General features: G+C 47.7%; 8 protein-coding genes. All 8 read right to left on the bottom strand.

Annotated elements, in window-relative coordinates; genetic code table 11:
* Positions 1-147: 147 nt before the first annotated feature.
* Positions 148-2775, bottom strand: coding sequence for a glycoside hydrolase family 78 protein (locus M1B78_RS00070; RefSeq protein ID WP_257939551.1), 2628 nt, complete (start codon positions 2773-2775; stop codon positions 148-150).
* A 15-nt stretch (positions 2776-2790) separates the two neighbouring features.
* Positions 2791-4941, bottom strand: a complete 2151-nt coding sequence (locus M1B78_RS00065) for a GH92 family glycosyl hydrolase (RefSeq protein WP_257939550.1) — start codon at positions 4939-4941, stop codon at positions 2791-2793.
* A gap of 193 nt (positions 4942-5134) precedes the next feature.
* Positions 5135-6268: a glycoside hydrolase family 76 protein gene (locus M1B78_RS00060; protein WP_257939548.1), complete on the bottom strand. Its 1134-nt coding sequence runs from the start codon at positions 6266-6268 to the stop codon at positions 5135-5137.
* Between the two features lie 14 nt (positions 6269-6282).
* Positions 6283-7431, bottom strand: a complete 1149-nt coding sequence (locus M1B78_RS00055; RefSeq protein ID WP_257930466.1) for a SusE domain-containing protein — start codon at positions 7429-7431, stop codon at positions 6283-6285.
* 33 nt (positions 7432-7464) lie between these two features.
* Entirely contained in the window at positions 7465-9075 is a 1611-nt protein-coding gene (locus tag M1B78_RS00050; protein ID WP_257939547.1) for a RagB/SusD family nutrient uptake outer membrane protein, read from the bottom strand.
* Between the two features lie 15 nt (positions 9076-9090).
* A complete protein-coding gene (locus M1B78_RS00045; protein ID WP_176468841.1) occupies positions 9091-12267 on the bottom strand; it encodes a SusC/RagA family TonB-linked outer membrane protein in 3177 nt (1058 codons plus the stop codon).
* A gap of 134 nt (positions 12268-12401) precedes the next feature.
* Positions 12402-13865, bottom strand: a complete 1464-nt coding sequence (locus M1B78_RS00040) for a glycoside hydrolase family 125 protein (protein WP_136008785.1) — start codon at positions 13863-13865, stop codon at positions 12402-12404.
* 22 nt (positions 13866-13887) lie between these two features.
* Positions 13888-15117, bottom strand: coding sequence for a glycoside hydrolase family 76 protein (locus M1B78_RS00035; RefSeq protein WP_136008786.1), 1230 nt, complete (start codon positions 15115-15117; stop codon positions 13888-13890).
* Positions 15118-15125 lie beyond the last annotated feature (8 nt).

The following is a 15125-nucleotide window of genomic DNA, read 5'->3' as shown; positions in this document are numbered from 1 at the left end:
GAAAGCAGCGTTGCAATAATTCCCTTCCGGCGAGGATTCTCCAATAGCTTTAATAGACTACCAGACCGGAAAGGTGGGTGATTTTGTTAGAAAGAGGGTTTTGACACACCTCATCTACGTATCTGCAAACATTAATGAAGTACAAGGTCACTTTACAATAAACTCATATCTTCCTGCCGTCAGTTTCACCACCCGTACATTCTTGGCCTTGTCAGGTAGAGTGAGTGTAGCCGTACTGTTAGCGGGTACTGTAACTTCGTAATGCACACATTTCCCTTTCCATTCCCAGCGAGAAACGATTTCACCGTAAGGCGAGCGATGACGGGCCTCAAACCGCTTCAATTCCTTTATGAAGTGGGGACGAAGCAGAATATTTTGAAAACCGGGTTGCGCGGAATCAGGGAAAATACCTCCCAGCCCCTTGTAGAACCAGGCACCTATTTCACCGAACATCATATGATTGTCCGAGATGTCATGAGTAGCCTGCAGGTCCCAGTTTTCGAGCAGCGTGGTGGCACCGTTCACCACCCACCAACCCCATGAAGGATAAGTGTCTTGTACAGCCACCTTATAGGCTGTTTCAGCATAGCCGTTTTCGCTGAGTGCATTCAAAATGGCTTTAGCTCCCAATACACCCACATCCAAGTGAAAATCGTTCTCCTCCACCTTATGTGCCAGGTTAGCTGCCACTTTTCCTATCAACTCTTCGGGCACAATCTTCCATTGCAAAGGAACGCTCAATTCGGTTTGTGAACCTTCGGCATAGATGCCTGTTTCCCGATTCAGGAACTTATCATTGACAGCTTGCTTTATTTCCTCCGACAAGGCATTATAATATTCGTAATCGGCTTGTTTGCCGAAGAGTCTGGCAGCAGCGGCCAAAATCCTGGTGTCTACATAAAAGTAGACCGAAGAAGTCAGCTCCTTATTGGATTTTGACTTTACCGGCACCCAGTCTCCGCGCCCCCAGGTAGTGAGATGATTGTCAGAGATACGTTCCACATAATCTACATAGCGTTTGATGTTCTCGTAACAATCGCTCAAGGGCTTGCTATCACCGTAGAAGAGGTAGATATTCCAAGGGATGATGGCAATAGTACTAGTCCAGTCCAGCCCGTTGTCCGTGCCATACCCCCATCCGCCGGTGGGAATGATATCGGGCAACACTCCGTTGGGCTGCTGCTCGTCACGATGGTCGGCCAGCCATTTTTCGTAAACGGTAATTCCATCAAAGTTATAAAATGCTGCCTCAATGGCGAAATGACCGTCACCAGTCCAACCGTTCTTCTCGCGCTGAGGGCAATCGGTGGGATAGCCCATGAGGTTGGAAAGGTAAGAGTGATTGGCGGCATGGAGCAGCTTGCCTATCAGTGGGGTTGAAGATTCCAAGCTACCCACTGCCGGCACATCACTGTGCACGAAGCAGGCAGTCAAACTGTTTTGGTGAAGCTCAACAGGCTTGTCTGCCACTACCTCCACATAACGAAATCCCTTGTAATTAAATCGGGGCATGAACTCATCCTCTTCTCCACTCAGAACGAGAATATCCGTCTGGAAAGGCTCTTTCTCTTTATCGCCCCGGAAGTAGACATCAATGTTCGAGAGGTCGAGGCGACCATTCGGATGCAAGCGTTCGCCGTGTTTGATTCTGACTTCCGTTCCCCTTTCGCCCGAAAGACGAATACAAGTCACACCGGACATATTCTGCCCGAAATCATAGATGTATGTTTTCTCGTCCACTTTGCGGAAAGAGACGACGGGGAAAGTCTTTACATTACGGATGGGGCGTACTTGCTGGGCAGTGACATTGGAAGAGGGTGCACTCCGATAACCTACTCCGCGCCACTTGGAGTCATCAAATTCCGGAGTGCTCCAGCCTTTCTGCTCCAGACGTGCATCGTAATGCTCGCCAGTATAGATACTGTTGAAGGTGATTGCACCCGAGGCTGTCCGCCAACTGAGATCGGTGGGAATAGTTTCCACGCTTCCGTCGGTATAGGCAATGCGCAAGTCCAGACAGAAAGCGGGACGGTTGCGCCAAGGAGCACGGTCGAAGTCCCACACAGCTTTGGACTGATGGTTATACCAGCCGTTGCCCAAAAGTACGCCAATGGCGTTGTCACCGTTCTGTAATTGCGAGGTCACATCATAAGCCACATACAGGTTGCGGCGGTCAAAGCGGGTATAGAGAGGGGCAAGGCAGTGGTCTCCTATCTTCTTTCCATTGATGTAAAGCTCATATAGCCCGGCAGCGGCAATATAGGCACGCGCCGACTTTACCTTTTTGCCGGTCTTGAACTCTTTTCGGAAGTAAGGGGCAGGCCCATAATGAATATCCTTTCCATCGCCAATCCAAGCACCTTGCCAATGTTGCATCCCCATCATGCCCGTTTCAAAGTAAGAGACAGGAGAGGCAGTCTCCTTATGTTTCATGTTACTGCAGATTACTTTCCAATAATATTTAGTGAAAGGCTGCAGTTTCTTGCCCGCATAGACCACAAGCTGATTACGGGAATTGTTCTTCCCACTATCCCACATCCTGCCGCAGCCGTTGGCTACATTCAACGAGTCTTCGTCTACCACAACCCGCCAGGAAGTCTGCACAGCTCCTTGCCTACCATCTTCCATCCGCCAAGAAAGGCGTGGGGCGGGATTGTCCACACCTATAGGTCTGTCAAGATGCTCGCTCCTCAGATCAACCAGACGAACCGGATTCTGCCCTTGTACAGTAATGCAAGCAAAGAATGTAAATAGAAGCAGTATATTTCTTTTCATAACTCCATTGTTTATCTATTCCGTAGTAATCACCAGTTCCTTGCCCTCCCTCAGTTGGTCATGGGTGATAAAGTAACCGTCAATCTTTTTACCGTCATAAGTAATGTCAATAATCTTCTTGCCGCTTCCTTTCTTCACAATGGTAAAGGGACGACCATCCAGATTGAACGTCACTTTATCGAACAAGGGAACAGTAACAATGTATTCCGGATCGGCAGGCGAATAAGTGTAAAGTCCAATAGCATTGAACACATACCACGAAGACATCTCGCCGGCATCGTCCATCCCTGCATAGGCCAGCCTATCGGCACCCATATCATAGTAGTGGTTCATCAGGCTGTCGAGAATGCACTGGGCTTTCTCTTGTTTGTCTATGAAATAATAGGTGTAAGGAATGCTGTGTCCCGGCTGGTTTCCGTGGCAATAGTTTCCGATGAACCCGGTCAGATTATGAGCTTCGTAGCCTCTCCACGGTTCACTGAATAAGGAGTCCAGCTTATCGTTCACTGCCTCTTTACCGGGATAGAGCTTAATCATGCCTTCGGGATCATGGGGTGCGAAGAAGAGGGCATTCCATGCGTTAGCCTCACGGTACATGTACTGGTAATAGGGATAATACGGATCGAAATCCTGAATCCAGCTTCCATCGTCAATCTTACCTCTCCAAAAGCCGGTAGAGGGGTCGAATAGCGTCTTGTAGTTGTTGGAACGTTCCATCATCAGTTTGTAGTTGGCCTCATCTCCCAGCTCCTTGGCCACCAATGCCACGGCATAGTCATCGTAGGCATACTCCTGGGTCTTTGTCACTGCTCCCTTGTACTCATCCCACGTGGGCACGTTCACTGTGTCTTTCTCAGCAATCCAACCTCTCTCCATATACTCGTCCAAATAACGGCGTCCTCCTTTACCGGGCACCGTAGCATTTTTCAGTATCAGCTTATAAGCACGCTCCAGATCGAAGTTGCGCAAGCCTCGCAACCAGGAACCAGAGATGAAAGTGGAAGCGTGGTCGCCGTGGAAGAAGGTGGGCATGTAGCCGTCGCGTTTCTCGCCCTTGTCGGTGATGGACTTGATGACGTCACAAGTTACTTCGGGAGAAATCATGCCAAGAAGCACCAGTTTGTTGCGGTAATCATCCCAAAAAGAAGGGTCAGTGTAATAGTGGAAGCCGTTATTCACTACCTCGCCACGGACATCAGTATATTCATGATTCACATCGCTACGCAAAGCCGGCCACTTAAAAGCATGAAAGAAAGTAGAATAAAATAATCTCTTTTCACGTTCCGTGCCACCTGCGACTTGAATCTTGGAAAGGAGTGCGTCCCACGCGGCATCGGCTTCTTCTGCCACTTGTGCAAAACTTTTGTTCAACATCTCGGCCTTCAGATTCATTTGGGCGTTCTCTGCACTCACAAACGAGAAACCAGCCTTCACTTCCAAAGGTTCAACACCTTTACTGCCGACAAAACGCAGCACAGCCACTTCATGTTTGTCGTCTTTTACCATTTCCACCTGGCCTATTTTATAGTTGGTCTTAGCGTAAAAGTAGATTTTACCATCGCCATCCTGATAACCCGTGAAGGTATTGTCGTCAACCTTCTCAATCTTCCAATCGCGAACGTGATTGTTGGAACGGCGGATATCTACTAACAGTGACTTGTCATCTTCCTTGGCAAAGGTATATTTGTGGTAGGCACAACGCAAGGTACTGGTCAACTCGGCGTTCACTTTATAGCGTTCCAGATAAACCTGGTAATACCCCGGATGTGCGGACTCGTTCTCGTGACTAAACCCGGAGCAGTAATCGCCCGGAGCGATATTCCCCACCACGGGCAACATGGGAACATGCAGCAGGTTCCAGTGTCCCTTGGCGGTGTGCGAGAAACCATAAATCACGGTATCTTCGTACTGGTATCCCGCACCGCTGCGGAATTGGGTCACAGGAGTGAGTTGCACCATTGCGTTGGGCAACGTAGCGCCCGGATAGGTTTCAGCGCCCCAGGTACGCGCTTTCATCTTGCGTACATATCCCAGGTCTTCGGGTTCCCACAAGGTAGCCGTTCCCAAAAAAGGATTGACATAGCTTGTCAGTTTCTTCTGCGTGCCGCCACAACCCGTCAAAGTCATCAGGACAAACAGCAGGAATAGGTATCGGTTCTGTCTCATCGTTTGCATTTTTTATAAGTATTGTTTTACTGTTTCCACTTTATCAAACGCTCACCTGAATAAGAGAGTATTGACGCATCCTCTTCTTTAAGAAACCGTTTCTATTTTCTTTTCTCAATCTTACCGGCACCTTCCGAACTTGCTTTCAGAAGGAAGCCGAAAGAAAACCTGAACAGTTTCCAAATTACACAAATTATTTCAGACTCTTCTCAAAAAGGGCTTTGGCTTCAATCAATGTACAACCGCTGGTCTGTGTGGTCAGGTGGTTGTTGCCGCTGTTGTTCATCGCCCAGCTGGTGCTATACAACAGGTCGAGCTTGTTGATGCCCTTGCGCCACAACGTCTCGGCATTGTTGTTGAAGAAGGTGATGAATTTTTTCTTGTATGCAGGTTCCAAGCCCGGCTCCATAATCAGTTGCACATAGTAGCGCATGAAAATACCCTTAAACAGTCCGCCGTCACCGTCGCCTTCATCGCGCAACAAGTTGTTTCCGGTATCTATCATGTTACTGTTACTGATTCCGAAATTAGCGGCCTTGCGGGCATCTTTCAAGTAAGAGGCCTCCTTGGTAATCTTATACAGCTCGTAGGCGGTACCCAGGAATGTTCCCTGATTGTAAGAGAGAGAGAAGGAGCCGACCTCACCACTCTCACCGTTGATGTTGTCGTAGATAGCACCGGTGGCAGGGTTGAACAGGTGCTCACGCTCCCAATTATAAATCTCAAGGGCCCACTGCAGGTCTTCCTCGTTCTTGTTGATATTGTAGAGCCGTGCGGCAATCAGGCTGGCAGGACCGTTGGAGCAGGCATTCTTGCTCCAAGACTGGTCGTGGGTCCAGGCGATGCCACCCCCTGCGTAGTCGTTCCAGCCGGTCTTTATCTCATTCCACATTTCTTGAGCGGTTTGCAGATACTTGCTGTCGTCGGTAGCTTCGTACAGACGAATCATGGTGAGGGCAATCCACTCCATGTCGTCGTAGAAATTGTTCCAATAACTGCCACCGTTCTTTGCCTTGATGCCGGTGTACCATTTATCGAACAAATCACTGTACTTGCTGTCGGCAGTACGATTATAGGCATCTATCATCACATCCATGGCATGCGCCTGAGGCCAGTAATGGAAATCCTTGATAGAACCATCATTTCCGTAGTTGAAGTAGTGCTCGCTCGCATTCCAGAAACGGTCTATCAGGGTCACGGAACTACTGTCGGCAGCCGCTTCCCAGTCTATGGTGTACCCCCCCTTGTCATACATGTACTCATCTTCTATCTCGCACGACTGAAGTGCCAAAAGAAGCAGGGGCAGACAAAATAATATTCTTTTCATAATCTCTTCTTAAATTAGTTGGCCAATTCCACTTTATGAGTATAGTTCTCCACATTGAATATCACGCTGATTTTGGTGATGGCACCCGGATTGTGACCATCGGCCGCACCGTCGAACTCGTTATTCAACTTCCACTTCTGATCCCACTGGTTGTCGGGAGTCTCCATGATATAGAAATAAGGATCTTCGGGAGTGGCTGCGCCCGGATTGGAGTCTGTGGTATTCTTGGTTCCCCAGAACTGTATGCTGCCGTCGGCATAGGTCATCAGAAACTTGTAACGTTGGTCGCGCCCCCATCCTTCTTGCTTGAACTCTATTTTATCCTGACCGCAGAACACACCGTTTCCTACATAAGGCAACTCAAAGGTAGCAGAACCGCTCGGGCAGAAGTAGAATTCCAGCTTGCTCACCTCCTTGACGGTTACAGATGCAATGGAGAAATCCATTTCGATGCGGTAAACACCCGTCTTTTCCACTGTTGTTTCGCCTTCGCCTTCCATAATCCGGTTGCCGTTGATGTAGAATGTCTTGGCACCTTCGGCTGCTCTATCTACCAGTTTGTAAGTCTTTCCACCTTCTAACTTCGTAAAGACTTCGAACTTGTCCTTTTCGGGTGAAGCACACGCCACAGCCTTGGAAGCATCCATACCACCTTCAGTAGCACTTCCGGTCAGGTAAAGCTGTGCCGGAATCTCTTCAAATCCCACCAAGCGAGTGATGGTGAGCTTCTTGCTTTCTTTCGCCATTACAGAATTCAAACCTCTGGACGCCATTACCGTCCAAACAAGAGTACCCGTCTCGCCACTGTTCAATCCGGCAGCCGCACCAACCTTGTTCAATATCTTGTGGCTGACGGTAGCATAGCTCAAAGAACCGCCATTGTCGGAAAGCACCTTATAAATAGGCTTAGAAAAATCTCCTCCTTCCTTATCAAATACCACTTCATAAAGAGGGGCGCCGCTATCTTCGGCCTTGGCCGATTCCCATTCAAAGAACAGGCTGGCGCTGGCCGACGATTGCAAGACCACCTCCTTGCCGTCAGTGGGTTCATACAACTGATTTACTGAAGAAACTTTGGAGTCCTTGTATTCCATGTCTTCCGTACAAGACGTAGCAAAGAGGACTGCCGAAAAAAGAGCTATTGTTGAGAATATAGTTTTCATTGTTCTTTTGTTTTTAATGAGTTTAGACACACGTTAATTTCCATATCCCGGATTGTTAGGTGCCAGATTAGGATTCAAATTTATTTCACTGATAGGAACTGCCCAAAGGTAATCTCTTGCCTCCTCAAACTTGCGGGTGTCAAGCTTGTTCTCGTCCACGAAGCTTGCACCACGCACCTTGCCCGACAAGTATTCGTTACCAGCCTTCCAACGCTTAATATCATACCAGCGCAAACCTTCCATCGCCATTTCTACACGACGTTCGTCGCGAATAATCTGCCTCATCTCTTCCTTGCTCTTTCCGGCAGGAAAGTTCAAGGCTGCATCGGCAGTGAATCCGGCACGCTCGCGGATGGGACGGATGGTCTTGTTCCATACCTCTTCAGTCATACCGCTTGTTTCGTGAACAGCCTCAGCATACATCAGCAAGATGTCAGCATAGCGCATGACAATGATATTCATACCGGAATTCTGGTCACCGGGAGCCTGCGGATTATAGTACTTACGGGTGAAATAACCGGTAGAAGTGCCGTTTCCACCACCATCATAGGCATCGGTTCCCGAACCCGGACGGATGTTGATGACTACGTCCTTGCTACCATCGTCCACATTGCCGCTCCAGTCATAGCCATCATAAATGATAGTGGCTGTGAGACGTGGGTCACGATTGTCGTAAGGATAAGCAGCGTTATAATCTGTCCCGGCTTCGCTGATGGTCTTTCCGCTAAGCATCAGGTAGGTGTCTACCAACGATTGCTGCGGTACACGGCTCACGGCACGTCCGCCTCTTGACAAAGGAATCATGTCTACCATCTCATCCCAAGTAATCAAATTGGGTACATAAGAACGGTCCATGATAATCTCTTCATTGTACTCATTGGCTTCATCGAAAAGCCCGGCATAATCAGAAAACAGAGCGTAAGTACCATATTCGCCTTGCTTATTCATCAGGTTGTTGCAATAAAGCATCACATTGCTCCAGTCGCTATCCATCAGGTAGACCCGGGCCTGCAAAGCACAAACGGCACCTTTGGTAATCTTGCCCTTGTCTTCTTCGGGTAATTGGTCACGAGCGGGAAGCGCATCCTTGATGTCTTCCAATTCCTGATGAATGAAGCTGATAATAGTTTCACGGTCCGTACGACTTACACTCCGCGATTCTTCCAGCGTGATGTCTTCCGTAAAGAAAGGTACTGCACCATAAAGGTTAGTCAGGCGGAAGTAAAGGCTTGCGCGGATATAACGTATCTCAGCAATCATACGCGCTTTAACAGATGCGTCCATGTTGGGTACCAGATCCACCTTTTCAAGAAACACGTGGCAGGTCTTTATACCTCCGTAAAGGTCTTTCCATTCGTTCTTGAAGATGTCGAGCGAGGGAGTGGCCATACCCTTGCGAATGGCACGTTGATCGTCCACACTGCGACCGTCGTAAGCGTTGTCACTCAAACTTTCATCGCTCCACATACGGCCTGCATTGTACATCTGGCTATAAGCCATGTTCACCACATACTGAGCCTTGGTGGTGGAAGTCCAATAGGAGTTATCCGTAAATTTGTTTGTCGGTGCGTTCTCCATCTCGTTGCAACTGCAAAGCATCAGAACAGCCATTCCGGCAAAAGCTATGTATTTTCTTAGTTTCATAGTTATCTGTTGTTTTTAGAATTCAATGTCTATACCGAAACCGTAGTAACGGAGCGTCGGGTAGTTTCTACCGGAATTGGCGCCACTGTTACCCATCTTAGAGTCAAACTCAGAAGACTCGGGGTCAATAAACGAATTGTTACTGAAGGTCAGCAAGTTTTGCCCGTTTACATAGATACGTGCCTTTTCCATGCCTACCTTGCGGCTCCATGTTCTAGGGAATGTGTAACCAATCTGCAAGTTCTTCAGACGCAGGTATTTTCCATCCATCAAGAACAGGTCGGAACCTTGTCCGTTTCCGTAGTTGTTTCTGTTGGAAGTAGAACCCGGAGCAGTAAGTCTCGGCCAGCGTGCATCGATGTTGGTAGGAGTCCAGAAATCCAGTTGATGCTTATAGATGTTATAAGAGTAGTTGGCGTGGAACGGTTCAATCAATTCACCACGAAGCATCATGTCTCGCTTGCCCACACCCTGCCAGAACATACCGAAATCGAATCCTTTCCATTCCACATTGTAGTTGAAACCGAAAGTCAGGCGAGGGAAGGCGTTACCCAAGATGAACTTATCCTTCGAATCGATGATACCGTCTTCGTTACGGTCTACAAACTTCACGTCACCCGGCTGTACCTTTCCACCTACAGGGATAGCCGATGATTCAATCTCTTCATAGCTCTGGAAGAAACCGTCCATCTTGTAGCCGTAGTAAGACTCCAGCGGACAACCTTCACGGGTGATGCGGCTCAACTCTTCTATCTGCGAAATTCTTTCGTGACCGGGGAATTTCAGTACTTCATTCCAAGAGTCACCAAGGTTGAAACTGAAGTTATGGTTTGCGGCTCCCGTCTTCAAACGATAGTTGATAGAGAGGTCCCAACCTTGGTTCTGCATCTCACCAATGTTGTCCATCGCCATATCCGTACCGAATACCGAAGGTACGAGAGGCTTCATCAAGATGTCGCTCGTACGCTTGTAGAAATAGTCGAACGTCACATTCAAAGCGTTATTGAAGAACGAAGCATCCACACCGATATTGAAGGTCTTGGTCTTTTCCCAAGTCAAATTATCTTTACCTAACTTAAAACCTGCACCCGACACTGTCTGGTTGTTGTATGCGTAAGAGTTGTTGTATAGTTCGTAGACGGTAAAGCGATCATAAGTACCGATAGACTGATTGCCCAGTATACCGAAAGAGGTACGCAACTTCAAATCGCCCACACGTTCTTTGTAGGTCTGCATGAAGTTCTCCTCGCTCAGGCGCCAGCCCAACGAAACAGAAGGGAAGAAACCCCAACGGTAGTCTTTATGGAACTTGGAAGAGGCATCATAACGGAAGCTGAATTCAGCATAATATCTGTCTGCGTAAGAGTAGCCCACACGTCCCAACAAAGAAGTCAGACTGGTACGATTGGATCCGTCTACGAAAGTACTTCCGGTAATATTTCCTACAGTACTGTTGGTAATGTCTGTACCAATACCCAAGTCAGGGTCTACACCTTTCTTTTCAATATCATTGCTGGATGAAGTGAAGGATTCGTTGGTCACCCCGAAAAGTCCGGTGACATTGTGCTTGCCGAATGTCTTGTTGTAATCCAGCAATAATTGGGTATTGATGAGGTAGGCAGTGTGGTTCCAGTTGCTAGTTTTGTAGTCGGTATCCTTCACCGGACGCGGTTCGGTGGCCTCTTCATTCAAGTAATAGGCTACACCCAAATTGCGGGTAGAGCGCATGTCGTTTATCACATCCGCACCCAACACTCCACGCAATTTCAATCCGTCAATAAGCCGGAATTCAGCATTGACATTAGCGTTCAGATAATTGTTACGGAACTTGTTACGGCCACCGGCTTCCAATGCTCCCAATGGGTTGAATTCACTCAATACATCATTTAACAAATATCTTCCATCGTCCGATTTCATTTTGTAATAATAATAAGTAGGTACACGGGCAGCATCCACTTCCAAACTTCCACCGGTGGTACTTACACTATTATTACGTGTATAAGCCAAAATAGCATTCAGTTTCAAACGTCCCACTTCTGTGCTAACATTGGTACGAAAATTATAACGCTGCACGCCAAAGTCACTGTTGCCCACATAATTACTTTCCTGGTCATAATAGCCCATGGATACCATATAAGTGGTTTTATCACTACCTCCGGATACACTTAGATTATAATTCTGCTGTAAGGCTGTGCGGACTATCTGATCAAAAAACCAGCTTTCTTCATTTTGATGGGCAGCCAAGTCACGGATTTGATCGGGTGTATACAAAGGAGCCTCTCCGGCATTAGTGGCAGCCAAATTGCGCAAAGTAGCATTCTGATAACCTTTCACCGGCGAAAACAAGATATCCGGATTCTGCCATCCCATCATGCCACTTAACCGGACTGTCGCACGCTGGTTCTTCTTACCTTTCTTAGTAGTAACCAACACCACACCATTGGAAGAACGCGAACCATAAATAGCGGCTGTACCGGCATCCTTCAAGATAGAAATATTCTCAATATCATTGGGATTCAATTTATCGAAGCTACCGCCATCAGCTATCAATCCGTCGATAACGAAAAGCGGGCTGTTGTCGTTCACCGTACTGATACCACGGATATTGAAATTGGTTTTGCGGTCGTTCGGATTGCTGCTGCGCTGCTGGATAACCACATTGGGTGCAGCTCCTTGCAGGGCTTCGGTCATATTTGCCACGGGACGATCCTCAATCATGGAAGCTTTCACCTGGTCTACGGCACCCACGGCACTCTTGCGAGTAGTAGTACCATAACCGATGACAATAACTTCATCCAGCACCTTGGTATCTTCTTTTAAGACAACATTCAGTTGCTTTTGGTTTTTCACAGCAATTTCCTGAGTGGCATACCCCACATAGGAAAAGACGAGAACATCTTGGACACTACAAACAATGGAATAGTTTCCATCCACATCTGTAATGGTACCCACACCTTCTTTACCCTTGACAGTAACACTTACTCCAATCAGGCTTTCGCCGGTGGCATCCTTAACGGAACCTTTCACCGTGGCATTACTTTGCTGCGCCACGGCAACACTCTCCACATGGGCATAAGCAGCGGGAGCCTGCGTCAGCATAGTCACAGCGGGCAAGGCAATAAGCCAGAACTTACAGTTCCCGCTTATCCGAGCCAGCAATGAACTTACTGTGTACACTCGATTCTTTTTCATATTTTTAAGATTAAACATTATAATAAATTGCGATAAGAGAAGAACACAAACAACATCAATGAGTAACCGATTCATGTAATCTGTGTTCCAATCTTTATTCTAACGCACTTTATTGATTTTAAATGATTTCTGTTTTACAGACTGTTGAGCAAATTCACTTTACCCTCGTTCACCAATTTCAGAATCAGCTCTCCAAACAGCGTGTTCTGCCAAGCAAACCATGCTCGGGTAAAGTTAGCGGAGTCATCCTTGTGGAAAGACTCGTGCATGAATCCCGTACCGGCATCCGTATCCATCAGCATCTTGATGCAAGTCTTTATCTCCTCATCATTCTGGCTGGTGAATGCCTTCATCATGATACTCATGGGCCATACCATATCATAACCGATGTGCGGCCCCCCGATACCTTCGCCGGCTTTGCCTTTGAAGAAGTAAGGGTTACTGTCGCTCCACACAAAACGACGTGTATTCTGATAGATAGGGTCGTTTACGTCCACATCACCCAAATAAGGCATGGCAAGAAGGCTGGGGACATTGGCATCGTCCATCAACAGATGATTGCCGAATCCATCTACTTCAAATGCATAGATTGTTCCAAACTCGGGATGATTGTAAGTGGCATATTTCTTCAAGGCTGCCTCCACTTCAGCAGCCAAATCGGTACATTCCTTGGCCAAAGATGTTTCCTTGTTTACTTCCGTCAGAATTTCAGCAGCCTTTTTCAAAGAAGAGACAGCGAAAAAGTTGGAAGGAACCAGGTATTGAAGCGTAGTGGCATCGTCCGATGGGCGGAAAGCGGAAACGATCAGTCCCACCGGCTTGACCGGAGCACCCAAGCCGTCGTTATTCAACGTATCGAGGGCACGTTCCGTCTTGCGTTGGAAACGGTAAGGACCGACACCGTCCTTACGCTGCTGTTCCTTGAAAGTCTTCAGGATAGCAGTAATTGCCCTCATCCATTCACCGTCGAAGATACTGCTGTCACCGGTTACTTTCCAATACTGGTAGGCCAGACGAAGCGGGTAACAAAGAGAATCTATCTCCCATTTGCGCTCGTGCAGTTCAGGCTTCATGTCTGTCAAGTCAGTCATCCAGTTGCCACCCGTAGGTCCGTCGTTGAAAGCATTGGCATACGGATCAATGTTGATGCAAAGGAACTGACGGCGGATGACACCTTCGAGCATCTCTTTCAATTGCGCATCATTGTTGGCCAGCTGCACATATGGCCACACCTGCGCACCGGAGTCGCGTAGCCACATAGCATGGATGTCACCGGTATAAACAAAAGTATCGGGTTTACCGTCCAGCATACGAAAGTGCACAGTAGTGTCAAGCGTATTAGGGAAGCAGTTCTCAAACATCCACGCCAACTTAGGATTGGTAAGCAGCTTCTTCACGCGAAGAATCTCAGCTTCCACGGCTTTTGAGGTGAAAAGGCGTTTCTTCATTTTTGGACGATTGCTTTTATAAGCAGCGGTCATCTGAGCATAGTTCTCCACACAAGTGTTGTCACCTTTCAAGGTAAAAGTGTCTGCCTTGGCATAGCCCTGCATACAGAGCATGGCAACAGCGCACAAGGTAATGTTTCTCTTTTTCATTAGGTATGATTCGTTTTTTTAATTATAAAGGCTGATTAGCGGACACGGCCAAACGCGCGTACATCTCTACCATGGCGGCTTGGGTAAGCAACCATTTACGATTGTCGCGGCTTTTGCCGGTGAAATCAGTATTGAAAAGGCCGTTATCTTCACGAGCATGTATCCAGGCATAGTCCAGGCTGCGGGCAAAGGAATCAAGATAAGCCTTGTTTCCGTCTGTCTGATAGAGCTCCATGAAACCGCGCAACATAACAGCGGTGAACCACACATCGCCCTTCTTCAGCATATGAAACGGGGCTCCCTGTTCGGGGGTGAATTCCATGAAAAAATAATTATGACAAGCGGCGGCAATCGCTTGCGCATCCTTCAGATACTGCTCATTGCCGGTAAGCTGATAGAGCAAGGCAGCCGACTGCATCATCTGACCGCTGTTATAGGCAAATTTGGCACGTCCTATCTCACCGTCCAAACGCATGTTGTCGAAGTAAAGACAATCTGTTGTGTCCTGCAATGTTGCTTTAGTCCATTCGTACAGGCTCTTCCCTTTCTCAAAATAAGAGCTGTCTCGCGTAGCCTTGAAAAGTTTCAGGGCAAAGACGGAACCTGGGGCGTTGGAACAAGTGTTCTTTGATTCTTTCTTCTGTTCGCACCAGTATATACCCCCTCCCAAACAATCATCCATACCGCTTTCTATAAACTTCCAGATAAGCTTGGCGCTCTGCAGATAGTTCTCTTGGCGGGTCATCTGATAGACGTCCGCGAAGTCGATGCCGAGCCACACGTTGTCATCATAAAAGCGGTCGGACAACGGAGCGTCCTTGATGTAAGAAGCATATGCTTCGGGCATGCGACAGGTATCGAAATATTCAGCAAGTCCCGGAAGCACTTTCTCATCAAGTAACTTCTGATAGTTCCCGAAATCTTTCTTGTTATCTTTAGTAGCCTCCATCAGCGCATTCACTGCGGAGAAGGTACCGGAATAAGGCCACAAATAAGAGTAGAGATTGGGACGGTTCTTCTGTTCCTCGGAAGCCAGATAAGTGGCGGTATAGCCTTCCACGTCCGAAGGGTAATTCTCACGCAACAGACAAGTGCCCGGTGCAGAATAGTGAGCATATAAGGAATCAAGTGTTTGTGTTGATCTGACCAGCATTACGTTGTCCGCTACAGCCGGTTCTTTCTGTGTCTTGCATCCGGTTACTGCCAGGGCGCATGCCAACAGGCAGAAAAGTGCTTTCTTGGAATTTTTCATCTTTTTCA

The organism is Bacteroides muris (ex Fokt et al. 2023), assembly GCF_024704895.1.
Taxonomy (GTDB): Bacteria; Bacteroidota; Bacteroidia; order Bacteroidales; family Bacteroidaceae; genus Bacteroides; species Bacteroides muris.
Note: the sequence above shows the minus strand (reverse complement) of the source record. Positions and strands in the feature narration are given on the sequence as shown.